The 24407-nt window shown below is 28.3% G+C and carries 24 protein-coding genes and 1 pseudogene; 8 read left to right on the top strand and 17 right to left on the bottom strand.

Annotated features, from left to right (window positions below; genetic code table 11):
- Positions 1-120: 120 nt before the first annotated feature.
- Entirely contained in the window at positions 121-2859 is a 2739-nt protein-coding gene (locus AVBRAN9331_RS03660; protein ID WP_214120166.1) for an FAD-binding and (Fe-S)-binding domain-containing protein, read from the bottom strand.
- Between the two features lie 105 nt (positions 2860-2964).
- Between AVBRAN9331_RS03660 and AVBRAN9331_RS03655 the strand changes: the two genes are divergently transcribed.
- Positions 2965-4254, top strand: a complete 1290-nt coding sequence (locus tag AVBRAN9331_RS03655; RefSeq protein WP_214120165.1) for an SLC13 family permease — start codon at positions 2965-2967, stop codon at positions 4252-4254.
- Positions 4255-4263: 9 nt separating this feature from the next.
- On the top strand, positions 4264-5016 hold the full coding sequence (locus AVBRAN9331_RS03650; RefSeq protein WP_336612420.1) for an amidohydrolase family protein: 753 nt from the start codon (positions 4264-4266) through the stop codon (positions 5014-5016).
- A gap of 62 nt (positions 5017-5078) precedes the next feature.
- Here AVBRAN9331_RS03650 and AVBRAN9331_RS03645 read toward each other — a convergent pair whose 3' ends face one another.
- The 9 genes and pseudogenes from AVBRAN9331_RS03645 to AVBRAN9331_RS03605 all read right to left on the bottom strand — a co-directional run bounded on the left by AVBRAN9331_RS03645 (position 5079) and on the right by AVBRAN9331_RS03605 (position 12854).
- Entirely contained in the window at positions 5079-5396 is a 318-nt protein-coding gene (locus tag AVBRAN9331_RS03645; protein ID WP_214118470.1) for an L-rhamnose mutarotase, read from the bottom strand.
- Position 5397: 1 nt separating this feature from the next.
- Positions 5398-6132 (bottom strand): amidohydrolase family protein, encoded by a 735-nt coding sequence (locus tag AVBRAN9331_RS03640; RefSeq protein WP_336612419.1) that lies wholly within the window; start codon positions 6130-6132, stop codon positions 5398-5400.
- On the bottom strand, positions 6129-7376 hold the full coding sequence (gene fucP / locus AVBRAN9331_RS03635; protein ID WP_336612418.1) for an L-fucose:H+ symporter permease: 1248 nt from the start codon (positions 7374-7376) through the stop codon (positions 6129-6131). The genes AVBRAN9331_RS03640 and fucP overlap by 4 nt, the downstream gene beginning before the upstream one ends.
- Positions 7377-7385: 9 nt before the next feature.
- Complete coding sequence (locus AVBRAN9331_RS03630; RefSeq protein WP_336612417.1) at positions 7386-8174, bottom strand: SDR family oxidoreductase; 789 nt, start codon at positions 8172-8174, stop codon at positions 7386-7388.
- A gap of 9 nt (positions 8175-8183) precedes the next feature.
- Positions 8184-9443 carry an MFS transporter gene (locus tag AVBRAN9331_RS03625; RefSeq protein ID WP_267523673.1) on the bottom strand — a complete coding sequence of 420 codons (1260 nt, stop codon included), beginning with the start codon at positions 9441-9443 and terminating at the stop codon, positions 8184-8186.
- A gap of 21 nt (positions 9444-9464) precedes the next feature.
- Positions 9465-10625: a UxaA family hydrolase gene (locus tag AVBRAN9331_RS03620; RefSeq protein ID WP_336607079.1), complete on the bottom strand. Its 1161-nt coding sequence runs from the start codon at positions 10623-10625 to the stop codon at positions 9465-9467.
- A gap of 99 nt (positions 10626-10724) precedes the next feature.
- Positions 10725-10982: pseudogene (locus AVBRAN9331_RS03615) on the bottom strand (UxaA family hydrolase); the annotation flags it as partial.
- Positions 10979-11944, bottom strand: coding sequence for a 2-keto-3-deoxygluconate permease (locus AVBRAN9331_RS03610; RefSeq protein ID WP_336612416.1), 966 nt, complete (start codon positions 11942-11944; stop codon positions 10979-10981). The gene AVBRAN9331_RS03610 and the pseudogene AVBRAN9331_RS03615, both read right to left, overlap by 4 nt.
- A 13-nt stretch (positions 11945-11957) precedes the next feature.
- Positions 11958-12854 carry a dihydrodipicolinate synthase family protein gene (locus AVBRAN9331_RS03605; RefSeq protein ID WP_336612415.1) on the bottom strand — a complete coding sequence of 299 codons (897 nt, stop codon included), beginning with the start codon at positions 12852-12854 and terminating at the stop codon, positions 11958-11960.
- Between the two features lie 228 nt (positions 12855-13082).
- Between AVBRAN9331_RS03605 and AVBRAN9331_RS03600 the strand changes: the two genes are divergently transcribed.
- Together AVBRAN9331_RS03600 and AVBRAN9331_RS03595 are read left to right on the top strand one after the other, a co-directional pair.
- Positions 13083-13946, top strand: coding sequence for an AraC family transcriptional regulator (locus AVBRAN9331_RS03600; RefSeq protein ID WP_336612414.1), 864 nt, complete (start codon positions 13083-13085; stop codon positions 13944-13946).
- 62 nt (positions 13947-14008) lie between these two features.
- Positions 14009-14839 carry an ATP-binding protein gene (locus AVBRAN9331_RS03595; protein ID WP_336612413.1) on the top strand — a complete coding sequence of 277 codons (831 nt, stop codon included), beginning with the start codon at positions 14009-14011 and terminating at the stop codon, positions 14837-14839.
- Between the two features lie 35 nt (positions 14840-14874).
- On the opposite strand, the gene AVBRAN9331_RS03590 is transcribed toward AVBRAN9331_RS03595, so the two are convergent.
- From AVBRAN9331_RS03590 to AVBRAN9331_RS03580, 3 genes are read right to left on the bottom strand one after another with little or no spacing between them, the layout of a single operon-like run.
- A complete protein-coding gene (locus AVBRAN9331_RS03590) occupies positions 14875-15165 on the bottom strand; it encodes a metal-sulfur cluster assembly factor (RefSeq protein WP_214118489.1) in 291 nt (96 codons plus the stop codon).
- Positions 15146-16294, bottom strand: coding sequence for a hypothetical protein (locus AVBRAN9331_RS03585; RefSeq protein WP_336607040.1), 1149 nt, complete (start codon positions 16292-16294; stop codon positions 15146-15148). Before AVBRAN9331_RS03585 ends, AVBRAN9331_RS03590 begins: the two co-directional genes overlap by 20 nt.
- A gap of 10 nt (positions 16295-16304) precedes the next feature.
- Complete coding sequence (locus tag AVBRAN9331_RS03580) at positions 16305-16625, bottom strand: hypothetical protein (RefSeq protein WP_214118493.1); 321 nt, start codon at positions 16623-16625, stop codon at positions 16305-16307.
- Positions 16626-16791: 166 nt separating this feature from the next.
- Here AVBRAN9331_RS03580 and AVBRAN9331_RS03575 point away from each other — a divergent pair, with 166 nt between their 5' ends.
- Complete coding sequence (locus tag AVBRAN9331_RS03575; RefSeq protein WP_336612412.1) at positions 16792-17805, top strand: hypothetical protein; 1014 nt, start codon at positions 16792-16794, stop codon at positions 17803-17805.
- Here AVBRAN9331_RS03575 and AVBRAN9331_RS03570 read toward each other — a convergent pair.
- From AVBRAN9331_RS03570 to AVBRAN9331_RS03555, 4 genes are read right to left on the bottom strand one after another with little or no spacing between them, the layout of a single operon-like run.
- The gene (locus tag AVBRAN9331_RS03570) at positions 17791-18264 is read right to left on the bottom strand and encodes a YbaK/EbsC family protein (RefSeq protein WP_214118975.1); all 474 of its coding nucleotides are present in this window, start codon (positions 18262-18264) and stop codon (positions 17791-17793) included. The genes AVBRAN9331_RS03575 and AVBRAN9331_RS03570 overlap by 15 nt on opposite strands.
- Entirely contained in the window at positions 18257-19021 is a 765-nt protein-coding gene (locus tag AVBRAN9331_RS03565; RefSeq protein WP_336607042.1) for a phosphatidylserine decarboxylase, read from the bottom strand. Before AVBRAN9331_RS03565 ends, AVBRAN9331_RS03570 begins: the two co-directional genes overlap by 8 nt.
- Before the next feature lie 8 nt (positions 19022-19029).
- Positions 19030-20121 (bottom strand): metallophosphoesterase, encoded by a 1092-nt coding sequence (locus tag AVBRAN9331_RS03560; protein WP_336612411.1) that lies wholly within the window; start codon positions 20119-20121, stop codon positions 19030-19032.
- Positions 20122-20123: 2 nt separating this feature from the next.
- Complete coding sequence (locus tag AVBRAN9331_RS03555; protein ID WP_214118979.1) at positions 20124-20771, bottom strand: Crp/Fnr family transcriptional regulator; 648 nt, start codon at positions 20769-20771, stop codon at positions 20124-20126.
- A 59-nt stretch (positions 20772-20830) separates the two neighbouring features.
- Here AVBRAN9331_RS03555 and gltX point away from each other — a divergent pair, with 59 nt between their 5' ends.
- From gltX to AVBRAN9331_RS03540, 3 genes are read left to right on the top strand one after another with little or no spacing between them, the layout of a single operon-like run.
- A complete protein-coding gene (gene gltX, locus AVBRAN9331_RS03550; RefSeq protein ID WP_336608583.1) occupies positions 20831-22168 on the top strand; it encodes a glutamate--tRNA ligase in 1338 nt (445 codons plus the stop codon).
- The gene (locus AVBRAN9331_RS03545; protein WP_336607044.1) at positions 22155-22469 is read left to right on the top strand and encodes a YggT family protein; all 315 of its coding nucleotides are present in this window, start codon (positions 22155-22157) and stop codon (positions 22467-22469) included. The genes gltX and AVBRAN9331_RS03545 overlap by 14 nt, the downstream gene beginning before the upstream one ends.
- Positions 22466-24079, top strand: coding sequence for a lytic transglycosylase domain-containing protein (locus AVBRAN9331_RS03540; RefSeq protein ID WP_336612410.1), 1614 nt, complete (start codon positions 22466-22468; stop codon positions 24077-24079). The genes AVBRAN9331_RS03545 and AVBRAN9331_RS03540 overlap by 4 nt, the downstream gene beginning before the upstream one ends.
- The last annotated feature ends 328 nt before the right edge of the window (positions 24080-24407 follow it).

Raw genomic sequence — 24407 nt, 5'->3', positions numbered from 1 at the left:
TTTAGGATACTAGATATATTGATAAAAAGATAGAAAAAAATAAAAATATTAAAGCTTGTATTACTTTTAATAACACAAGATTAAAGAATTTGAAAATTAATTTTCAAATTCTTTCAATGATTAATTACTGCATTCGTCTAATAAATAAGCAATATGTTGCCAAGACATATTAGTAGCATCGCTAAGTCCTACTTCGCAAGTGCTAGATGAACTAAAGCCTCTTTTAACATTAGTGCTTGAATAAAATTTCTTAAAATTATTTGTAGCACTTATATTTAGCTTAGGAGTTAAAAAGCCTTTATATCCAGCAAATCCACAGCAGTATGTATCATTATCAATTACTATTTCATCAGCACATAATTTAGCTAAACTCATTATGCTATCTTCTATATGCATTTTTCTAGCAGCACACATAATATATAAGCCTATTGGCTCATTTACTTTTGTGATTTTTAATCTTGGAGCAATTACTTTGTATAAATATTCACTCAAATCATAAACTTTACCTTTATGATTTTTAACTACCTTAGCCGAACAGGCAGAATGATCAATCACAACGCTGCAATTTTGATTAGATAAATACTCATTTAATTTTGCTTCATTAGCAATTTGAATATTTTCATAATTCTCATAAGCCTTTCCACAGCATAAATCATTTGGAGCGTAGATTATTCCAATTCCTGCCTTTTTACATAGACTTTCAAATACTTCTTGAATGCTTCTTTTATCACTCATTTTTGCATTAGGCTTAAATGCTTTATTTAAACAACTTGTAAAATATATAACATTTTCTTCTTGAGTATTTGTTGAATACTTATAATCATTTGCTCTAGGCAAGTAATTTCTACTTTGTGGTAAATTAAATGTAGCTAGTAAATTATTTAATTTGTAATTATCAAATTTATTAGCAATTTTTAAAGAAGTTTTTGCTAGAGCTAAAGTAGTTTCGTGGTGATTATAAGCAAAATTACCGATAATTCTTGAAATAGCTCCTTGATTTGCTTTTCTATATTTTAAGCTAAAATCAGCAAAATTAATACCTAAAGGACATACCATAGAACAAACCCCACAAGCAGCACAGGTAGTATCTACATAAAAATTATAAAGCTTTTTCATATCTTTTAATTTTTTCTTGCTATCTTCGTCGTTTAATTCTTCTAAACTCTTCATCTCTTTAAGCACTGCAATTCTTTGTCTAGGGCTTAGGCTGATTTCATTTGATGGACAAAATCTCTCGCAAAATCCACATTCCATACATAAATTTAAAGCTTCATCAACAGGGCTTTGGTTTTTGATATTTTTCTTATAAATATCTTTATCTTTTGTAATAATTACATCAGGATTAAATATATTATCTTTATCAAGAATATCTTTTATCTTGCAGTTTATAGCATAAGCTTTTTTACCCCACTCAATCTCAACAAAAGGTGCAACCATTCTTCCTGTGCCATGCTCTGCTTTAATACTTCCACCAAAACTAGCTACTACACTTGACATTTTTTCTACTAATTTTGCAAAATTTTCAAATTCGGTTTTATCATTTAAATTAGGAGTAATGATAAAGTGAATATTTCCAGCTAATGCGTGACCAAAAATAATACCTTCAAAATTAAATTCTTTAAATAAATCTTGAATAGCACTAATACCATTTGCTAAATCTTTTATCTCAAAACACACATCTTCAGTAATAACAGTAGCTCCAACAGGTCTTTTACTAGCTGCTATTGGTAAAAGCGCTTTTCTAATCTTCCACCATAAATCATATTCGCTTTTTTCTTTAGAATAATATGATTTAAAAGTTTTACTTGAAAGCTCTTTAATTTTAACTATATTTGCATTTAAAACTTCTTCATTATCGCTTTCAGTTTGAATTAATACACAGGTATTATTGTCTTTTATATCACTTAATAAATCTTTTAATTCATCATAACTACTAGCAGCTTTTAAACTAGCATAATCCATAATTTCAGCTGAATTTATAAAATCATATTTTGCAAATTCACTAATAGTATTTGCAGCGTCGCTAATATCATTAAAAAACAATAAAGCACAGGCTTTATAAGGTAAATCATCAATAGTTTTAAGTCTTGCTTCACTAACAAAACCTAAAGTCCCTTCGCTACCTACAAATAAATGAGCTAAAATATCTATTTCATCATCATAATCAATGAAAGAATTTATAGCATAGCCTGTTGTGTTTTTGATTTTAAATTTGCGTTTAATTAATTCATATAATTCGCTATCATTTTTAATCTCTTCTTTAATAGCTCTAATTTCATTAATTAAATTAGCGTGAGTTCTTTTAAATTCTTCCACATTTGCTTTATCTTTAGTATCTAGGATAGTTCCATCATTTAATATCACTCTAATACTATTTAAAGTTTTATAAGAATTATCCTTAGTTCCACAGCACATACCACTTGAGTTATTAGCAACAATACCACCAATTAAAGCTGAATTAATCGTAGCAGGGTCTGGGCCAATTTTTTTACTTAATTTAGCTAATGATAAATTAGCATTAACTCCAACAACACCACAACCTAAACTAATCTCGCTAGCATCATCATTTATAGCGATTTTTTTGAATGCAAACTTAATTACTACTAAAACACTATCCGTTGAGCTTTGACCGCTTAAGCTAGTTCCTGCTGCTCTAAAGTTTAATGGAGTTTTATATTTATTTGCTAGTCTAATTATTTCTTGTATTTCGCTCTCATTTCTTGCTATTACTACTATCTTAGGGACATATTTATAACAAGACGCATCAATTCCATAAGCAAAACATCTAAGATAGTCATTAAATATCCTATCTTTAAACATATTCTTAGCTTCATTATAAAATAATTCATAATTATTCATATTATTTCTCCTTTTTTCTTCGTTAATCAAATTAATGTTATTTTACATAAATTATTTGGAATTTAAAAAAGAATTTAAAAAAAGATTTTTAATTAAAGGATTAATATGCTTACAAGTTTTATTATCTTAGCCATTGTTTTATCAATTCTAATTGGCTATAAAACTCGTTTAAATATAGGATTTTTTGCAATTATATTTGCCTATATTATTGGTGCGTTTTTTATGGATTTAAAGCCTAAAGAAATTATTTCTTATTGGCCTGTTTCTATATTTTTTGTTATTTTTGCGGTTTCGTTATTTTATAATTTTGCAAGTGTTAATGGGACATTAGAAAAACTAGCTGCATTTTTGATTAAAAAATTTGAAAATTATCCGTATTTTTTACCTTATGCTATATTTTTAGTATCGGCTTTAATTGCTGCAATGGGTGCTGGATTTTATAGTGTTTTAGCTTTTATGGCTCCAATTACTTTTTTACTCTGCGAAAAAACAGGTCTTGATAGAGTTGGTGGAGCTATGGCTATTAATTATGGTGCTTTAGGCGGGGCAAATTTCCCAACTTCTCAAAGTGGAATAATATTTCGCTCTCTTATGGAAAAATCAAGTATAAATCCTGATATTGCATTTTCTAATGCTTTTGTGATATTTTTATTTACTTTTATTTTGCCTATTTTTGTAATTAGTCTTTTTGTATTTAAAGCAAAAAAATCTAATATAAAAATAGAATTATTAAGCGAAAAAATTACTTTTAATGATAAACAAAAAACCACACTAATTTTAATGGCGCTTATGATGGTTTTTGTATTAGCTTTTCCTTTATTACACATTGCATTTCCCAATGAAAAAACTATAACTTTTATAAATTCTAAAATAGATATAGGATTAATAGCTATTGTTTTTGTAGCTATATCATTGCTTTTAAAATTAGGGGATGAAAAGCAAGTTATAGCACTTATTCCTTGGGGAACTTTGATTATGATTTGCGGAGTTGGGATACTTGTTAGCATTGCTACTAAAGCAGGCGTGATTAATCAATTATCAGGCTTTGTAGAAAGTAATGTGCCAAAAATAATTGTCCCTATTATGATGATGATAATTGCAGCTATTATGTCGCTATTTTCTAGCACTTTAGGAGTGGTTACTCCTGCACTTTTCCCACTTGTGCCTACATTAAGCAATGCAAGTGGTTTTAGTGAAGTTGTGCTATTTACTTGCATAGTAATTGGAGCACAAGCTAGTGCTATTTCTCCATTTAGCTCTGGAGGTTCATTGGTTTTAGGAGCGATTGCAAACGAGCATAAGGATAGTTTATTTAAAGGCTTACTTGTAAGAGCAATTCCTATAGGTTTTATAGCAGCATTAATTGCTGGAATTATTGTTATGAATATTTTTTAAGGAAAGCTTATGTATATAGATACTCACGCTCACATTTTTAGAGCAAATATAAGTTCGGCTAATGTAGTTAGATATGTGCCAAATTATGATGCAAGTTGCGAACAATATTTGGCTAATTTAAAGGAATTTAATTTTTCTTATGGAGTTTTAGTTCAGCCTAGTTTTTTAGGTTTTAATAATTCATATTTATTACAAGCTTTAAAAGAGCATTCTAATTTAAGGGGAATTGTGGTAATTGACCCTAATAATATTAGTGATTTAAAAGAAAAAAATGTCTGTGGATTAAGGCTTAATCTAATAGGAAAAGATAAGCCTAATTTTGATGATTATAAAGAAGCTTTAGAGTATATTAAAGAATTTAATCTTCACATAGAATTACATAAAGAATTAGATAAATTATTATTTATCATTGATGATTTAGCCAAATATAATGTAAAAATTATGATTGATCATCTTGCAAGACCTAATAAAGATACTTTTAAATTATTAGATGAGTTTAATAATTATAAAAATTTAGATATTAACTTTAAAGTAAGTGGGTTTTATAGATTAGATGAAGATTTAGCGTTTAGTAAAGATGTATTTGATAAATTAAGCGATATTTTTGATATAAAACGCTTTGTTTATGGAAGTGATTGGCCGCATACAAATTACGAAAGCAAAATAAATTATCAAAAAGCTTTAGATGATTTTTTAAAAGTTACTAATGATAAAGCTAAAATTATATTACAAGATAATGCTAAAGAACTTTTCTTTATATAAATATTTTTAATTCTTATTTAATTTAGTTAAATAAGAATTATTTTAAACTTAATATGAAAAGTCTAATCTAAATGATAAACTTCTTTCATATTAAGCCATTTTTGACCTGCATAGCCAAGCGATATTTGGCAAGGGTCTGTACAAGCCCACCACTTACGAGTATTCTCATCAGCTGCCATTTTTGCCATATCAGCTTCGTAATCACTCCCTACATACTCAAAATAAGCGAATAGATATTCGCCAAAATTATAAATTGAATAATTACGAATATTGCAAGCCTTTATCATCTCATTTACACCTTCCATAGGATTTGCGTGAAGTCTTTCGTATTCAGCTAATTTTTCCGGAATAACTTTTATAATTTGCCCAAATCTTTGCATTTTAAATCTCCTTTATTTTATAAATTTCTTTTGCATTTAAATAAAAAATCTTTTCTTTTAAATCATCACTTTTAAAATGATTTTCAATTATTCTAATCCATTCATTTGGTTTTAACTCACTTACAGGATAGTTTGAGCCAAAACAAATTCTACTTTCTCCAAAAATATTAAATGCCATATCAAGTAATTTTGAATAATCCTTACCTAAAATAAAATCATCTTGACAAGATAATTTCATATAAATATTTTCTTTTTTAGCAATTTGCCTTAAACTATCTTCGCCACTAAAATCCTTAATATTTGCAAAATGATTAAAGATAATTCCTGATTTAAATTCCTTTGCAATTTTGCTAAAATTACTTAGCTCATCTTCATTTATACAAATTTCAAACATTAAATCATTTGCATTTACTAAATTAATAGTCTTTTTAAACTCACTGCCTAAGCAATATCCACTTGGCTTTGTATGTAAAACTTCTCTAAAACTAGCACCACCTATCGTAGCAAGGCATAAAGCAAGTAATTTTTTATGTTTAAAGCTAAGCATTTTTGCACTCTCTTGGCTAGGATTATTTGCATTTATTTCTACATAAACTCCACCTAAAAAATCACTTTTGCTAAACTCATCTAAATATTCATCAAAAGAAAAATCTCTTTGCAATCTAGTTGGGGCGTTTTGCACCCAACTAATATCATTTTTATCCCATATATGAAAATGTGTATCAATTATTTTCATGACTTTTTAGTCCATAAAAAGCTATATAATGCTACATATAAAAAGCAAGGAGCTAAAGCTAAAAATCCCGCACCTGTGCCATAACTATCATTTATTGAACCCATAATTGTAGGCATTATTGCACCACCACAAATACTCATTACTAAAATAGAGCCACCAAGTTTTACTTGATTTAATGGCAAATCCTTTGTAGCAACGGCAAAAATAGTAGGAAAACTAATGCTCATAAAGAAAAATACTAAAATTAAAGCATAAACACTAATCATTCCATCAGCAATATATAAATAAAAGCACAATGCAACATTTATTAATGAATAAAGCCCCAAAATACTCTCACCTTTAAATTTTTTCATAAGTGGAGTTGTAACAATTCTTCCTATCATAAACGCAACAAGTGCAGCTGAGAAAAAATATGCTGATTTTTCATCGCTTAAAGCTTTTTCTCCTAAACTTGCTGTATGTTCTACTGCGTAATTTATAAAAAACGCTCCTGCTCCAACTTGAGCTGCAACATATAAAAATTGAGCTAATACGCCTAAGTTAAAATGCCTATGTTTAAATACATCAATTGATTTTGAGTTGTCTTTAAACTCTACTTCTTCACTTACTTCGCTACCTTCTGGAATTTTATTAAACACAAATGCAAGTAAGATTAAAAACACTACTAAAGCAATTCCTACATAAACCATTTGCACATTAAACATATTTTCAAGTAATGCTTGTTCTTTTTCTGTATCAGTTGCATTTTCGCCACTATGAGTGATTGATAAGAATAAACTTCCACCAATAATAGGTCCAACAAATTGTCCAAAACCATTAAAGCTTTGAGCTGCATTAATTCTAAATGAAGCGTTTTTCTCATCTCCTAGCTTTGTCATATAAGGATTTGCATTAGTCTCAAGTGCTCCAAGCCCGCACGCAAGAACGAAAAATGCAAATAAAAACATAGAAAAACTAGCCATATTAGTTGCAGGAATTATTAGTAAGCAACCAATCGCATAAAGTGCTAGTCCTGTAATAATCCCAACCTTATAAGAAAATCTTGAAGCAATCCAGCCAGCAGGTAGTGCCATCACAAAATACGCCCCAAAATAAGCCATTTGCAAATAGCCACTATTTTGTTGAGTAATGCCTAGATGATTTTGAAAGTTTTTATTCATAACATCAACAAGTCCATAGCTAACACCCCATAAGAAAAATAATGAAGTTACTAAAATAATTGCAATTTTTACATTTTTATTCATTTTTTCTCCTTAATTTTCCCAGTTTAATGCACGATCAAGATGCATATAACCACCATCTGGAGTTAAAATCTGCCCTGTTGTGTGAGATGCTCTTGGGCTTATTGTAAATACTGCAGTATCAGCTATCTCTTCGCAAGTTGTAAAGCGATGACCTAGTGGAATAAATTTTGCAATTTCTTGATATTGTTTTTCAGGGTCAGGGAAATTTTTAATCCATTTTTCATAAAGCGGGGTCCAAACTTCAGCAGGGCAAATACAATTTACTCTAACATTATCAGGTGCAAAAGCGCAAGCCCACTCTCTTGTCATAGCTATTTGAGCGCCCTTTGCACTTGCGTATGCTGTTGTTCTTCCTTGACCTGTGATACCTGTTTTACTTGAGATATTTAAGATACTTCCTTGCTCTTTTTTAATATATGGAAGGCAGCATTTTGTCATTTCATAATAATGAAATAAATTGCTCTCATAACTTTTAATAAGCTCTTCTGTCGTAGCACTTTCAATATGAAGATTATCATTCATACCTGCATTATTAACAAGTGCATAAATTGAGCCATATTTAGCCACAATTTGCTCTACAACTGCACTAATTTCTTGCCATTTTGATAAGTCTAATTGATAAAAGCCGTAATTTGGGCAAAGTGCTTTAATTTTGCTTTCAAAATCACTATCAAGCTTAGAGCGAGATACGATAACAGGAATTGCACCTTCATTAGCTAAGCAAATACTAATGCCACCACCAATACCTTTTCCACCACCTGTAACAACTACAACTTTTCCTTTTAATCCTAAATCCATAATTTCTCCTTATTTAATATTTGTGTAAGATTTTTTTAAATGTATTAACATAAGCACTCCTAAGAATGCGACCAAACATAAAGCAATTAAACCTGCATAAGAACTATTAAATTGACTTTCGGCATAATTTTTTAAATTAGGTGCTACAAAACCACCAAGATTGCCTAAAGCCCCAATCAATGCTATTCCTGCTGCTGCTCCTGTGCCTTTTAAGATTTGAGTTGGTAAATTCCAAAAAATAGGCTGAATCGCTATAAAACCAACAGCTGCTAAAGATATGAATAAAATAAATAAAGCTAAAGAATTTATAAATACAGATAAAAACATACTAACAACAGCTAACAATAATAATGCAATGCTAAAAGAACTCCAAGCTCTTAATTTATCAGCATAACTTGTAATAATAGGTAGAGCGATTAATACAACAGCCCAAGGAATTGCACTAATAATTCCAACCTTTAATCCAACATTTGTCCCTAAAAAATGTGAAACTTGAGTAGGTAAATAAAATAAAACCCCATAAACACTAAGCTGAATTGCAAAATAAACTAAAACGAATTTCCATACAATAATTGATGATAAAGCTTTGCTAGAATTTAATTCTTCTTTATTATTTTGTTCTTTTTCAAGTTCAGCAATTAAAATTGCTTTTTCTTCTTCGCTTAACCATTTAGCATCTTCAGGTTTACTTGCAAGTTTAAAATAAGCATAAAAACCAACTATAACAGTAATAGCACCTTGGATAATAAACATCCATTGCCAATTTTTAAACCAAATGCTAGGTGCATAATCTAATATAGCCCCTGTAATTACGCCACCAAGCATTAGTGCAAGCGGTGCTCCTAATTGATAAAACCCATAAGCTTTTGACCTATAAATAGTAGGGAAAAAATAACTAAGATACAAAATAACCCCTGGGCTAAATCCTGCTTCGCTAAGCCCTAATAAAAATCTTAGAATATAAAAACTTGTTTCATCTTTTATGTAAATCATAGCCATACATACAAGTCCCCAAGTTATCATAATTCTACTTAGCCAAATTTTTGCCCCTAATTTATGCAATAATAAATTTGATGGAATTTCAAATATCGCATAGCCTATAAAAAATATCCCCGCACCTAAAGCATATGCAGCTTTGCTAATACCAGCGTCTATTTCTATATAATCTTTTACATAAGCAATATTTGATCTATCTAGCATTGCTAAACAAAACATTAAAAGTATTAAAGGCATTATCTTTAAATACATTTTATTAACTATTTTTTCCATAAATCCCCCTTTATTTAAGACTTAGCAAGTTGTTGCTAGTCTCCAAACGCTAAAATCATTTTGTTTATTGATTTCTGCTTTTGTTAATTTGCCTTCACTAATTTTTACAATTAGCTCTATTAATTCATCTCTAATATCTTCTTTACTCTTATTGCCATCTACGATTTCGCCTGCGTTTAAATCAATCACATCAGCCATATTTTTCGCACAAAAATTATTTGTGCTTAGCTTAATCGTTGGAGTTACAGGGCTTCCTGTTGGAGTTCCACGACCTGTAGTAAATACAACTAAATTAGCTCCACCCGCAACCATAGCACTAAGCTGCTCTATATCATTTCCTGGAGTATCCATAAATGTAAGACCTTTTTTAGTAACTGGCATTGCATAATCAATCACATCTACAACTTTGCTCGTCCCTGCTTTATAAACACAACCAAGGCTTTTTTCTTCAATAGTAGTTAGCCCACCTGCTATATTTCCTGGGCTTGGATTTGCACCACGAATATCTGAGCCACTATTTTTTACATTTTCTTCAAAGCCATAGATTTTTTCATATATTTTTTTCTCAACTTCAGCATTAATTGCACGCCTTGCTAAGATATTTTCAGCTCCTATTAGCTCGGTTGTTTCAGCTAAAATTACAGCTCCACCATTCTCTACTACATAATCACTTAAACTTCCTAGCGATGGATTTGCACTAAGCCCACTATAAGCATCACTTCCACCACATTCAGTTCCTAAGATAATATCGCTAAAATCGCCTTCACTTAATTCACATTTACTAGCATTTTCAAGCATATCTTTAACTATTTTTATGCCTTCATTTGTTGTATTTGTAATACCACCTAGCTCTTGAATACTAATTGCTCTTATATCTTTATAAGGAGCTAAACTTTTTGCTAATTCTTTAACGGAATTTGAGCTAATTGTCTCACAACCAAGTCCAACTACAAGTGCTGCATATACATTAGGATTTGCACAATTTCCAGCCATTAGCATTCTTGTTTGTTCTGCATCAAAATCAAGCTGACTACATCCGTGCTGATGAGTTACATATACAGCTTCAGGACACGCTTTAGCAATGTTTTCTACGACTTTATTAGCACATACAACACTAGGAATTATTAAGACCTTATTTCTTAAGCCAAACTTGCCATCTTCTCTTCTATAGCCTTTCAAAATTACTTTTTCGTGTTTTGAATCTTGTGCGTTTAGATTTTTCTTATTTGCACTCTCTTGGCTTAATCTTAAAGCATTTTCTAATTTTGAACTATCACAGCTATCTCCCCTACCACGAACGCCTTCGGTGTTGCTTGTATGAACCCACTCGCCTTTTTTTATATCAATACTAGCTGCTCCTATTACTTCGCCGTATTTAATAATAAAATCACCTTTTTTAATATCAGTTAAAGCGAATTTATGTCCGCTTTTAATATCATTTAATAAGGTAACTTCATTAAAAACTTCGCCTTTATTTAAATCACTTATTGCAGTTGCAACATTGTCAATTTCACTAACTTTTAAAAATCTATTTTTCATAATTTAACCTTAAATTTATTTTTTGCCCATTTAGAATAATAAGCAGTAATTATTGGCACAACAAAAGCTGTTACTACAACGCAAGTGCTAACTAAAATCGTTGCATGTTCTACTAATGGTTTAAAATCTGGATAAAAATCAGCAACTAACATCGGAGTAGCCGCAGCTGCTCCTGCAGTACTTGATGCTGCTATACCTGCAGTTCCATTGCCTTTTGCAATAAAAATATCTGCAAATATTAATAATATTCCTGTGTATATGATTACAATAAATGCTAAAACCAATCCAGATAATCCAGCATCAAGAATCGAGCTTAAGTTTATAGTACTTCCAAGTGCAAAACCAACAAAAATTATCATTGGCTCATTTAATTTAGTTAAAAATTCTCTAAAATCTTCATCTAAATTACCCAATACAAAACCTAATACAAATGGAATCATTAATCCTATAAAGTTTTGTATAGGAAAAGATGCTAAACCACTAACCCCCAAAATTAACATAGTAAATAAAGGACCACTTTCTATCATTAACAATAAACTAGCACCAGCTTCTTCTGTAGTTCCGTATTGTTTTGTTAAAGCCGTATAAAGACCAGCATTAGTCATATCCATTGCAGCAACTACTGCTAATGTGCTAAAACCAACAAAAAAGCCTTCAGTTATCATACCGTTAGGAACAAGCTGCTTAACTATAATACACGCTATAAATGCGGCAAATATTTTAGTTGCTAACAATACTCCAGATTTTTTTAAAACTGTTGTAGTAGCCTTAAGTTTAATACTTGCTCCAATACCTACAAACCAAACAGCAAGCATTACTGTTGCACCTGTTCCTAAGGCATTAGTAAAAGGTCCAAAATAAGCCAATTTATCAGGAAGAAAAGTATGTATAATAGCACCTAATAACATAGGAACTAACATCATGCCACCTGGAACCTTTTCTAAAAATTTCTTAATTTTCATTTTAAACCTCTATTCAGAGTATTCTCTCTATATTTTTAACTAATTCTTTTGCATATTCGAATTTTTCATCAAGTGCTTTTAAGGTCTCTTCGCTTAGTGGGTGAATGCTTTTGTTTGCAAAAGCAAAACCACGAGCTTTTAGTAAAAGCGCAAAGCCCATAGGAAATGATAAGCTCATTCCAAATCTAATAGCTGGTAGCAAGGCTTTTTGAAGCTTGATTGCTCTTTCATAATTTTTCTCATTATATGCTTTATAAATCGCACTCATAACGTCAGGGAAAACACATCCTGCACTTGTCATTGAACCTTTTGCACCCATCATTAAAGCTCCAAAATAATGCTCTTCACGACCCACAAATACATCAAAATCACTTGGCACAACATCTAAAATATGGTTTAGCAACAAAGCATCTCCACTACTATCTTTAATACCTACAATATTTGGTAATTTGCTTAATTTTTCAATTAGATTTAAGCTCATTGCAGGTGCAAAAAGTGGGATATTGTAAATATAAAGTGGAAGTTTTACTTTTGCTTGTAAGTCTTTTACATAAGTATAAAGCGTATCATCATTAAACTTATAATAATATGGCATCATAAGTAAAAGCGCATTAGCTCCTTTTATATAAGCTTCGTTTGCAAGGTCTAAGCTCTCTTGGTAAATACAACTTCCTATCCCACAAATAACAGGCACTTTATTATTTGCAGCTTTAATTGAAAGCTCTAGCATTTTTACTTTCATATCGTATGGCATTGCTTGAGAATCTCCCGCACTACCATTACAAAATAAACCATCAAGTCCTTTTTCAATGCCCCATTCACATATCTTTAAAAACTCAACTTCGTTAATACTTCCATCATCTTTATATGGTGTATATAAAGCTGGTAAAGTTCCTTTTAAAATTCCCATAATTTCTCCTTAATTTTGTATATACAAAAAAATTAAATTTTATTTTTTGTATTTAAGAAAGAATATGCAAAAAATGATAAAAATTATGAAAAATAAATTAAATAAAATTAATTTTTTTGAAAAAGTGTTACTTTTTGTAAATTAAAATTTATATTTTGTATATACGAAAGAATTTTTATTAAATTTTTCTTTTGTAAAATATATAAATTTTAAAACTAAAGGCGAAAAATGATATATTTACCTAATGAATTAAGTAAAATCAGCAAAAATGTTATAAGCTCTAACTATCTTAATCTTTGTTTATATGAAACTAGAAAAAATGATGATTATTATGAAGTATTATTTGATGATTATGCTCTTGTTTTTATAAACGATGGATATAAAATGATACATACTAAAAAGCAAGATTTTACAATTAATAAAAACGAGATTTTGTTTTTTACAAAAGGCTCATATCTGATAAAAGACTGCGTAGAAAATAACTATTATAATTCAATTATAATTTGTTTTAAAGAAAGTATTTTAATAGAGCTAATTTATAAATATAAAGCCCTTTTAAATAGCAATTTTACAACCAATGATCATATTTTTAAGCTAAATTCTAATGAATTATTAAGCTCAATTTTTACATCATTTTTGCCTTGTTTTAGCTATAAAACCAATGAAGATATTTTAAAATTAAAATTTGAAGAATTATTTTTAGCCCTACTTTATAGTAAGAATAATCAAAGTTTTTTATCATTTTTAAAGACCATAATCACCAATTTTAAACTATCTTTATATCAGATATTTTCATATTGCGAACAAGATTTTCAAAGAGTAAATGATATGGCAAAAATATCTAATATGTCCTTAACTACTTTTAGCAAAAACTTCAAACAAAGCTTTGGAATTAGCCCTAAAGAATGGCTTGATAATAAAAAATTTGAAAAGGCAAAATTCTTATTAGAATTTTCAAACAAAAACATTACAGAAATATGTTTAGAAGTAGGATTTAACTCACCTGCTTGGTTTATTTCACGCTATAAAAAAAGATATAATAAAACCCCAAAACAATTTCAAAAATCAAAAAACTTATATTTTTTACATTAAAACTATTAGAAATAAAATTCTTTTTTCCTTATAATTTTTCAAAAATTATTTAAGGAGAAAAGATGAAAAAATATATTTTAAGTTTAGTATTACTTGCTAGCATGAATGCAATGGAAGTTAAAGAAATCAATGCTTTTGCTTCGCCTGAGAGTGTTGTGGCAAATAAAGATTATGTATTTGTCTCAAATGTAGGTCAAAAAATTGAGCCTTTAAACAAGGATTTAGATGGTTATATAAATATAATCTCAAAAGCTAATGATAAAATCAATGTATTTGTAAAGAATTTAAATGCTCCAAAAGGTATGAAGATTATTAACAATACACTTTATGTTGTAGATATTGATACTTTATACGGCTTTGATATAACAAGCAAAAAAGAAGTATTTAAGCTAGAAATTAAAGGCTCGGTATTTTTAAATGCAATTGAGAGCTTAGATAATAATACTCTTTTAGTAAGTGATACTGGCACTTATACGATTTTTGAAATCAATTTAAAAGATAAAAACTATAAAACTTTTATGAATATTGACAAAAGTTATGGTGGTCCTAATGGCTTATTGATTGATAAAAATTCTTTATACGTTGTAGGGTATGACCCTAGTGAAAAAGATGGCGGAGCTATTTTACAAATTGATTTAGCTAGTAAAAATATAGAAAAACTAAGTGATAATTTAGAGCAATTTGATGGAATTGTTAAAATTAATGATGATATTTTAGTATCTAGCTGGGGTAAAGAGCTAAATGGTTATATTTATAAACTTAATCAAAATAAATTAGAAAAGCTAGATTTAAAAGCACTTAAAGGACCTGCTGATATGTTTTATGATAACTATACAAACACACTTTTAGTGCCTGAAATGGCTAATAATTCTTTATTAAAAATCAAATTATAATTAGAATTTACTATGAGAAAATCTCTCATAGTAAATCAAAAACTTAAAGCACTTTTGACCTCATCGCTAGCCATTTCTATACTCCAAGCAGGCTCAAATACTAAATCAATATCAACACTATCTATTCCATCTACACTTAAAACAGAGTCTTTTACCCAAGTTATCAGTAAATCGTGCATAGGACAAGACTTAGTAGATAAGGTCATAGTGATTTTACAATATGAATTATCAATTTGTATATCATAAATAAGCCCTAAAGCTAAAATATCAAAACCCACTTCAGGGTCAATTACATTTGAAATTGCATTAATTACTTGCTTTTTCATTCTTTGCTCCTTTGTAATTTATATAAGTAAAAAAATTGATTACATTAATTAAAAGACCTATATTTAACGCTATATATAAATAAATTGATGAACTAAAATAAAGAGAAATTACTAAGCATATATTAATTAGCATAGTAAAAAAAGCTGCTTTTTTAATCACCATATCATCTAATAAAGGGACTTTTATTTTTCCGATTAATTTTGAAATAAAATGAAACCATATTAAAAATGGCAAAATCTTATAAATATGTGCGATTATAAAAGGTAAAATAGTTGCAAAAATTAATAATTTAATAGCTAAAGCATAGTCTAAAACATAAAATTCTCTCATCGCTAAAAACGAGCCAATACAAGCAAAAACAATATTTAAATTCCAATAATCTTTAGCCTTTCTTGTTCGTATTTTAAGTATATATAAACACCAAAATACAAAACAAGCTAGGGAAAAAATCGCTATACTTTTATGAAAAAATGCTAAAAAATACGCCACTAAACTAAGCCATAATAAATAATTTTTATGCTTATGAGTTAGTGCAAACATTGGCAATAATACACTAGCAGCACCTATACAAATAAATAAAATAAAACCTAACATAAAATATATATGAAGATGAAGAATTAGTTCATAATCTAAATATATAAGCCCGTTTAAAATAAGCACAATTAAACCAGCACAAACTAAACCTAATGCTAAAAAAACAACCCCGCAAAACAAAGCACTTTTAGCAATATTATTAAAATCAAAAAATGATATTAAAAACAGCACAATAAAATAAAAAACACTTAAAATCATAGCAAATACGCTATATTTTAGTAATTCCAAATCATAATTTAAAAACGAATACATAATAAAGGCTAAAGAGATATTGCAAATAAAACTCACAAAAAATACACCTTTTATACTAAAGAATGCTTTTTCATAAATTACCGAGCTTAATTGATAAAGGCTACCTATTATTATATTTAAAGCAAATCCAGCAAAAAAACAATGTAAAAACGCTTTAAATTGATAACTCTCAAAATCATAATTTGAATAAGAAAATAAAAACATAAAAGCTAATAAATAGCAAAATGCAAATATAAAATAAATAGCCACCACTTTAAATGGTGGTGCGAATGCGTTTAACATAACTTAGCCCTTATGGATGGTCTTTACAAGCTTCATCAAAATTGCTATGCTCTTTAATTTTAGTAAATACTAGCCAAAAAAGTCCATCTTTTTGTGTAGTTTGAATATCATAATATGGCTTCACGCTAGGAAGTAAGCCTAAAGGATTTTTATGATTTAGCATAATTAATTTTTGATTAGGCTTTAAATTATTTAAGCCAACTCTAGCATTTATCATAGGTTCAGGTGGCATACACTGACTACTATCAAACGCTAAATATTCATCATTTTCATAAAACTCAACCGTAGCATTTGCTAAACTAACTTTTTTCCAAGATTTAAAATCAAACATTTTTTCTCCTTTTTTCTCACTATTCTAAAAAAGTTTAAAAATTTTGACTTTGACTTAAGTCAATTTGAAGTTCAAAAAAAGAAAAATTAAATACTTAAATAAAATTTTAAATCAAATTCCTAAATATTTGTTTGCTATAATAAACCTTATTTTTACAAGGTTAAATATGAATATAAATCAAATAATTAATTTTAAATTTAATTTTAAAAAGATTTTATACAAAGCTTTATTTATTGTTTTTATAATAATTCCACTTTTATATATTTTAATTATGAGTTTATATTTATTAGAATTTAATCCACAAAAATATAGTAAAAACCCAGAAGCAAGTGAGAAGTTTTTAACCGGATATTTATTTATTGATATTGCAAATACATTAAATATATTTTTTAAATATGATAGCTTTATTGTAAGACCTTTTTTAAATATAGCTAAAAATTATTATGATGAAGGTAAAAAGCTCTTGCCAGATGATAGTATTGAAGATGTTATGTGGTGGGTTTTGTATTATAAACGCATGTATGGCTTAACTAATAAAACACAAGATTATAGTATGTTAGACAAGCTAAGCTACGATGATTATCAAGAAATCTATGAAATGATAAAAAGAGTGCCTTATGGCAATATTTATTATGATGTGGATATTATGACAGAATATAGACTATCTAATATGCTTGGTTTGGTTATGCTATATACAAATTATACATCAAATAGAGCTTATGAATATTATATAAAAGATTATGATAAAGCAAGTGAAATTTATGAGCTTTTAAATATAGCTTTTAATAAATACTATACATATCAAGCAGAGAAAAAATTGAATTACGCACTATATTTAGATGTCATGATAGATCTTTTAAGCACTTCGGCATTTAAATATTATAGTGAAAACAATTACTACGATGGAACTTCAAAAATAGATGTTACTAATATACCTTTACCTGATTATATTTGTAATGCTACAGACACAATAAAAATTAATGAATACTTTAAAAAAGCTATTTTATTTACAGACGAAAGTAAGTTATTTATAAGGAGTATATATAAAGGTTCTGTTAATTATTTACATGCTTTACATAAATATTGCCCAGAAGATAAGGAAATAAGATACAGAATGCTTAATGTTATTGTTAATAAATTTCAACCAATGTATAAAAAAGGAGAATTAAATGATAGATGAATTGCTTATACTAGCAATATTAAAAAGCTTTTGAATATATTTTGCATTTATTTTTAGCTGAAGACCACGAAGCCCAGCACTAAGCACAAAATACTCAAGCTCTAAAGCTCTTTCGTCAATAAATCTAACATAATCTTTTTTCATACCAAAAGGCGAACAACCGCCCCTAATATATCCTGTTTTATCCTTTAATTTATCAAGTTTTAAAAGGCTTAAGGATTTTTCTCCTACTGCCTTTGCAAAAGATTTTAAATCTATTTCTAAATCCCCTTGAATACAAGCAACATACAAGGCATTTTTACCCTCGCAAACTATGGTTTTGTAAATATATTTAATATCAATTCCTGTCTTTTTTGCTACGCTAATTGCTGATAAATCATCATCTACTTCGTAGCTTAATAATTCATAATCTATTTTTAAAGTATCTAAAAACCTTGCTGCATTAGTCTTTTTAATCATTTGCTATTCTTTGTCCGAATTTAATCGCACCAACTTGGCATTCAAGTTTTAAATCATCGCCTAAGATTAAAATAGTAGAACCCATCAAAAATCTTCCTAGCATTTCGCCTTTTTTTAAGCTTACATTATCATAGTTTTTCTCATAATCACTTGCATTTTTCATATTAGTTTGCACGCTTGTATCAAAATCAAATTCCATCTTGCCAACATTTACAGCCCCTACAAAAACCATATAAAAAATATCTCCACTATCTTTTTTGCAAGTTAAAACCACACGCTCATTTCTTGAATACAAATTATCATGCTTACTAAGTGCTTTTAAATTAACGCTAAAAAGCTCCGCACAAAAATATTTTAGATTTAAAACCTGCATATTACAAGGACTATGATAATTGTGATAATCCCTTGGGCTAAGATAAATATTTAAAAAATCAAGCTCGTTTTTAGGAGTAAAACCTAAAAGCTCTTTAATATCATAATCTTTACCTTTTATACTAAACGCCTTTAAATTTGAGCTTTTTGCATAACTTAAAATAGTGCCATCACAAGGACTTATAAAGCCGCTTTCAAATTCTCTTGGCTTTATTAATCTTCTAGTAAAAAGAGCTAATAAACTATCGTATTCTTTATAGTCTTTAAACTCATCTAAAGGTATATTAAAATGCTTTACATAAGTTTTGTTTATATAATTTTGCATAAATTTTGGATATTTTATGCTTACTAATTTACCAAAAATTCTTGAAATTGTTTTTCTCATTATATTCCTTAAAGTCTAATTATTACTATTTCACTAGGTGCTAAAAAGCGTATAGATGGACCCCAAAAACCAGCACCACTACTAACATATAATTTAGTTTTTTTACCGATTTCATAAAGTCCGTGCAAAAATCCTTGCTGCATTAAAACAAAAATACTAAATGGGAAAATCTGCCCTGCGTGAGTATGTCCTGATAAAACTAAATCAAATCTACTCAAATCAAATTCCTTAGCTACAACAGGTTGATGAGCTAATAAAATATTGTATTTAGTATCATTAAAATTTTTATAAATTGGGGCTAAATCCATTGGCATTCCATATTTTGCACCCTTTAAATCATTTATGCCACTAAGCACTATTTTGCCTAAATCTATGCTTTCATTTTCTAATACTTTTATATTAGTTTGCTTTAATTTTGCTATGATTTTTGTAGCGTCGTGGTAGTATTCGTGATTGCCCGTTACATAAAAACAAGGCTTGTTAAAGGTATTTAATAAATCCAAATAATCAATATCATCTATATTAGTATCTATTAAATCCCCAACAATTACTACATAATCAACTTCTTGCTCATTGATTTTTGCGATTAATTTTTCTAAAAAATCTTTATGCAAATTCTTGCCTAAATGCACATCACTTATCATTGCGATTTTTATTCCTAAATTAGCATTTAAATCTACATATTTAATAGGTGGAATTTTAATTGCCTTAAATATACCTTGTAAAAAACACCCAAATGCAACAAATAAAACACCTAAATCACAAATTAATTTTAAAGTTTTTCTTCTATTTGCGTCTATATTTTTTACGCTTTTAAAGGCTATAAATTTAACAATATCATAAATTAAAGCGATTAAAAAGAAGAAGAAAGAAAAACCCAAAAGAATTGATAAAGTAGTATAAAGAAAATCAGGCAAAAAATTAGCTCTCATAGAGAACAAAAACACAACATTAGATATAAATAAAACTATGCAAACTACTAAAAAAAAGCCTTTAAATCTAGGGAAAATTACTCTAAATAATTGTCTATAAATATAAGCATTTGCAATAAAAACAGCAACACAAAATGCAATAGCAAATAATAAATGGTGTAAGCTCATAATTAATTCTCGTAAAGTGATTTTAAATATTTTTCATCGTGAATTATTAAGTTTTTATCATCATCAAAACTAATAATTCCATCATTTTTAAACTTAGCTAAAATTCTAGAAAAAGTCTCTGGAGCTAGATTTATAAATGAAGCTAATTGGATATGTTTTATACTCTTAAATACTTCGCTTTGTTCGCAAACTAATTTAGCTAACTTTGCTTCAGCACTTAAAATCATTTCATTATGAACGAATTCTGATAAATAAATTAACTTTTTTGAAATTCCACTTAATAAAGCTAGAACAAAATCAACCTTAGTTAAAAACTTATTTTTAAGCTCTTCAAAATCAATCTTAATCACTTCCCCACTATTTAAAAAACTAGCACTCGCAGGAAAAGGGATATTTTCAAAATTAGCTAATTCGGCTACAAAAGAAATCGGAGTTAATTTATGCATAAAAATTTCAGCTCCTTTTTGGTTGGTTTTATAAACCTTAATATTACCTTTAATTAATAAGTGCAAATACTTACTACTTTCACCTTCCATAAATAGCATTTCGCCTTTTTCGTAGCTTTTAAGAATACAAATTTTTGCTAATTCTTCAAGCTCATTTTCGCTAAAATCTTTAAAAAAAGAAATTTTTTTTAATACTTCTTTCATTGGCACTCTTTTTACTTTCTTAAAATAGAATTATGAAAAATCATATCAAGGAATTACAAATGTTTAGATTTGCCCCATCACCTACAGGCGATATGCATATAGGGAATTTAAGAACTGCCGTTATTAATTATGTATGTGCGAAAAAATATAATAAAAAGTTTATTTTAAGGATAGAAGACACAGATACTGCTAGAAATATTCAAGGCAAAGAAGAAGAGATTAAGAGTATTTTAAATTTATTTGGGATTAATTGGGACGAATACTATGTGCAAAGCACTCATCTAGCAACTCATCAAAAATTAGCAGCAAAATTATTAGAAAATGGTTCTGCTTTTAAATGCTATTGCACCGAAGCTGAATTAGAAGAAAAAAAAGAATTAGCAAAAAACGAAAAAAGAGCTTATAGATACGATGGAACTTGCGAGAATTTAAAACAAGATTTAAATAAACCATTCGTAATAAGACTTAAAAAACCTAAAAACACAATCACTTTCAAAGATGAAATAAAAGGCGTTTTATCATTTGAGCCAAATGATGTTGATAGTTTTGTGATTTTAAGAGCTGATGGGACACCTACATATAATTTTGCATGTTCTATGGATGATATGTGCGAAGGAGTTAGCTTTATTATCCGTGGAGAAGACCATGTAAGCAATACTCCAAAACAAGAGCATATAAAGGCGTCTTTAGGCTTTAATGAAAGTATGCAATATGCACATTTACCTATCATTTTAGACGAAGAAAGCGGTCAAAAAATGAGTAAAAGACAAGAGCATTCAAGCGTAAAATGGCTTTTAAATGAAGGCTTTTTGCCTGATGCGATAGCTAATTATTTACTAGCTTTAGGCAATAAAACCCCTGATGAAATTTTTACGATGAATGATGCAATTTCTTGGTTTGAAATAAGCAATATTTCTAAATCTCCAGCTAGATTTAGTATGGCAAAATTAAGATTTATAAATAGAGAGCATATTAAGATTTTAGATGATGAAATTCTAGCTAGATTATTGTTTAAAGATGAGTTTTTAGCTAAGTTTAGTAATGTAAAAGTATTAGCAAAATTAGCAAAACTTCACTTAGAAGAAGCAAGCACTTTAAATGAAATTAGAGCTAAACTTAGTGGATATTTTCTACCATTTAATATAGTTTTTGCTAACAATTTAGATTTTAGTGAGAGTGCGAAATTATTAAAAGCTGAATTAGAAAAATCAAACATACCTAGCAAATACGAAGAATTTAAACTAAATCACAACGCTAATTTAAAAGGCAAACAATTATTTATGAGCTTAAGATTATTGCTTAGCGGTTCAGCTCACGGCCCTGAATTAGCACAAATTTATGAGATTATGCAACCTTGTATGAGTGAGTTTTTAAAGGTAAAAGATGAGCTTTGCTGATATTGTAGTTTTACTATTTGTATTGATAATAAGAGGACTAAATATTTATTCATATTTAGTTATTGCCTATTGTTTATTTTCGTTTTTTCCACAAGCTTTTACAAGCCCTATCGGATATAAAATATACAATATTGTATATAAATTAGTAAGACCTGCCTTTGATTTAGTATATATGATAATACCGCCTAGATTTTTAAATATAGGCATGGTAAGTCTTGCTCCTATTGCTGTTTTCGTAGGAATACATTTATTACAAATCGGATTATTTGAATTAGTAAAAATCGTAAAAGGATTATTATGAAAAAATTAATTAGTATATTATTAATTGCTCAAGCTTTATTTTCATATACTTATGAAGAATTAAAAAATGAGCCGAACTCACTTGCTAAGGACTTTTTTTTATATAATTTATTAAAAAATAATGAGATAAAAAAAGAAGATTTAAAAGAATTTAAAACACATATTTTCCGTTTTGCTGGAGTTATGAAAAAAGAATATGAAAAACTAAGCAAAAATATTAAAGAAGAGCCAAAGACATTACCTGCTGATTCTTGCTATAATTATTCAATCAATTCCATAATGAACGCAGATGAAAAATGTCAGGTATTTAGACTAAAAGAAATAAATTTTGCAAAAAAGTTAAGCAAAGAAAACCTAATAAAACTAGCAAATATTTATAAACAAAAAGATAAAAATCTAAGCTCACAATTAAGCATATTAGCTAACAAAAACCCTGTGGCAGAAAGCATTAAAAAAGGTGATGGAAAAACCTTAATGAAGCTTTATTATGATGGATATAAGCTAGATGATTTTTCTCCAGGGCCACTTACTCGTGCTAGTATGATGGAACACCCTAATGCTTATAAATTTTTAAACTCAGCTATAGTAGATGATAAATATCCAAAAATAAAAGAAAAATTAGCAAGTCTTGATAAAGAAGACGCTAAAGAAGATTTAGCATTTGCACTAGGTTTAAATGCACTTATGTTTAATAAAAATGCCTTAGCAGAAAAATACTTTTTAAGAGCTAATAAAACTTATAAATATAAAAGACCAAAGGATAATGCTTTATTTTTTGCTTATTTAGCTAGTAATAAAACTAGACATTTAGATACTTTAGCAAATAGTGATGATTTAAATATTTATAGTATTTTAGCAAAAGAGCTAACAAACACACCATTACCGACCATCATCACACCAAATCCTACAAAAAGCATAGATTATCCTATAAATAATGCTTTAGTTCAAGCTAGATTTATGAATGACATTAAAAACGCTGATACTCAAAAGCTTAGCGAAATGCAAGAATATTTTAATACCAAAAATACTCAAGGACAATATCTAGTAATTAGCGATAAATTAAGTAATTTTAAAGATAATATTTATCCAATACCATTTCCTGAAGAATTAGCCAATTATAGCATAGAGCAAAAAGCACTAATTTTAGCTATTGCTAAACAAGAAAGCAGATTTTTACCAGCTTCTGTAAGCACTTCTTATGCTTTAGGTATGATGCAATTTATGCCTTTTGTAGCAAGACATACTGCTAAAGTTGATTTTAATGATAATGATTTTGATGTTACTCAAATGTTTGACCCAAAAATAGCTTATAAATTCGCAAACGCTCATTTAAATACGCTTAAAAAAGGAGTTAAGCATCCTATATTTATAGCTTATGCTTATAACGGGGGCTTAGGATTTACTCAAAGAATGCTAAAAAAAGATTATATGTTTAATCCAAATTCTAAACTAAAATCATACGAACCATTCTTATCAATGGAGCTTGTGCCTTATTTAGAAAGTAGATTGTATGGTAAAAAAGTTTTAGCAAACTATTATATCTACCTAAAAATATTAGGTCAAAATGTAAAAATGAGTGATTTAATAAAACAAATAGATAAAAATCAATAATATAGGTATTTTTACCTATATTATCCTTAGTTTTTGCGCTAAATTATAAGAGCTAAAAACCATTTAAAGCTTAAATACTAGTATAAAAAAATAATTCAAATGATTTTAATAACTTACTTTATAATAATTGATATATGCTTTAAATATTGCAGTAATAAAAAATAAATTATATTTTGGGTTTAAAATCGCTATCAAATGTTTTTAAAAATACTTAATTTTTATATATGCTTATTTAAAAACTATATGACTTATTTAAATTCTTAAAAATTATTTTATAAAATATAAGAACTCTTATTTTATATACTTTTCATACTTAATTGTAATTTAC

Origin of the sequence: Campylobacter sp. RM9331 (genome assembly GCF_020137685.1) — a bacterium.
Taxonomy (GTDB): Bacteria; Campylobacterota; Campylobacteria; order Campylobacterales; family Campylobacteraceae; genus Campylobacter_E.
The sequence above is the reverse complement of the archived record's forward strand: the minus strand, read 5'-3'. Positions and strand labels throughout refer to the sequence as shown.

What these genes read in the sequence shown, in the direction of transcription:
- AVBRAN9331_RS03655 (WP_214120165.1), top strand. Translation starts at nt 2,965, where the DNA reads ATGCTTACAAGTTTTATTATCTTAGCCATTGTTTTATCAATTCTAATT.
- AVBRAN9331_RS03555 (WP_214118979.1), bottom strand. Translation starts at nt 20,771, where the DNA reads ATGAAAGAAGTATTAAAAAAAATTTCTTTTTTTAAAGATTTTAGCGAA.
- AVBRAN9331_RS03630 (WP_336612417.1), bottom strand. Translation starts at nt 8,174, where the DNA reads ATGGATTTAGGATTAAAAGGAAAAGTTGTAGTTGTTACAGGTGGTGGA.
- AVBRAN9331_RS03585 (WP_336607040.1), bottom strand. Translation starts at nt 16,294, where the DNA reads ATGTTAAACGCATTCGCACCACCATTTAAAGTGGTGGCTATTTATTTT.
- AVBRAN9331_RS03605 (WP_336612415.1), bottom strand. Translation starts at nt 12,854, where the DNA reads ATGGGAATTTTAAAAGGAACTTTACCAGCTTTATATACACCATATAAA.
- AVBRAN9331_RS03590 (WP_214118489.1), bottom strand. Translation starts at nt 15,165, where the DNA reads ATGAAAAAGCAAGTAATTAATGCAATTTCAAATGTAATTGACCCTGAA.
- AVBRAN9331_RS03595 (WP_336612413.1), top strand. Translation starts at nt 14,009, where the DNA reads ATGAAAAAATATATTTTAAGTTTAGTATTACTTGCTAGCATGAATGCA.
- AVBRAN9331_RS03650 (WP_336612420.1), top strand. Translation starts at nt 4,264, where the DNA reads ATGTATATAGATACTCACGCTCACATTTTTAGAGCAAATATAAGTTCG.
- fucP (WP_336612418.1), bottom strand. Translation starts at nt 7,376, where the DNA reads ATGAATAAAAATGTAAAAATTGCAATTATTTTAGTAACTTCATTATTT.
- AVBRAN9331_RS03660 (WP_214120166.1), bottom strand. Translation starts at nt 2,859, where the DNA reads ATGAATAATTATGAATTATTTTATAATGAAGCTAAGAATATGTTTAAA.
- AVBRAN9331_RS03575 (WP_336612412.1), top strand. Translation starts at nt 16,792, where the DNA reads ATGAATATAAATCAAATAATTAATTTTAAATTTAATTTTAAAAAGATT.
- gltX (WP_336608583.1), top strand. Translation starts at nt 20,831, where the DNA reads ATGTTTAGATTTGCCCCATCACCTACAGGCGATATGCATATAGGGAAT.
- AVBRAN9331_RS03570 (WP_214118975.1), bottom strand. Translation starts at nt 18,264, where the DNA reads ATGATTAAAAAGACTAATGCAGCAAGGTTTTTAGATACTTTAAAAATA.
- AVBRAN9331_RS03545 (WP_336607044.1), top strand. Translation starts at nt 22,155, where the DNA reads ATGAGCTTTGCTGATATTGTAGTTTTACTATTTGTATTGATAATAAGA.
- AVBRAN9331_RS03580 (WP_214118493.1), bottom strand. Translation starts at nt 16,625, where the DNA reads ATGTTTGATTTTAAATCTTGGAAAAAAGTTAGTTTAGCAAATGCTACG.
- AVBRAN9331_RS03625 (WP_267523673.1), bottom strand. Translation starts at nt 9,443, where the DNA reads ATGGAAAAAATAGTTAATAAAATGTATTTAAAGATAATGCCTTTAATA.
- AVBRAN9331_RS03610 (WP_336612416.1), bottom strand. Translation starts at nt 11,944, where the DNA reads ATGAAAATTAAGAAATTTTTAGAAAAGGTTCCAGGTGGCATGATGTTA.
- AVBRAN9331_RS03565 (WP_336607042.1), bottom strand. Translation starts at nt 19,021, where the DNA reads ATGAGAAAAACAATTTCAAGAATTTTTGGTAAATTAGTAAGCATAAAA.
- AVBRAN9331_RS03645 (WP_214118470.1), bottom strand. Translation starts at nt 5,396, where the DNA reads ATGCAAAGATTTGGGCAAATTATAAAAGTTATTCCGGAAAAATTAGCT.
- AVBRAN9331_RS03600 (WP_336612414.1), top strand. Translation starts at nt 13,083, where the DNA reads ATGATATATTTACCTAATGAATTAAGTAAAATCAGCAAAAATGTTATA.
- AVBRAN9331_RS03560 (WP_336612411.1), bottom strand. Translation starts at nt 20,121, where the DNA reads ATGAGCTTACACCATTTATTATTTGCTATTGCATTTTGTGTTGCTGTT.
- AVBRAN9331_RS03640 (WP_336612419.1), bottom strand. Translation starts at nt 6,132, where the DNA reads ATGAAAATAATTGATACACATTTTCATATATGGGATAAAAATGATATT.
- AVBRAN9331_RS03540 (WP_336612410.1), top strand. Translation starts at nt 22,466, where the DNA reads ATGAAAAAATTAATTAGTATATTATTAATTGCTCAAGCTTTATTTTCA.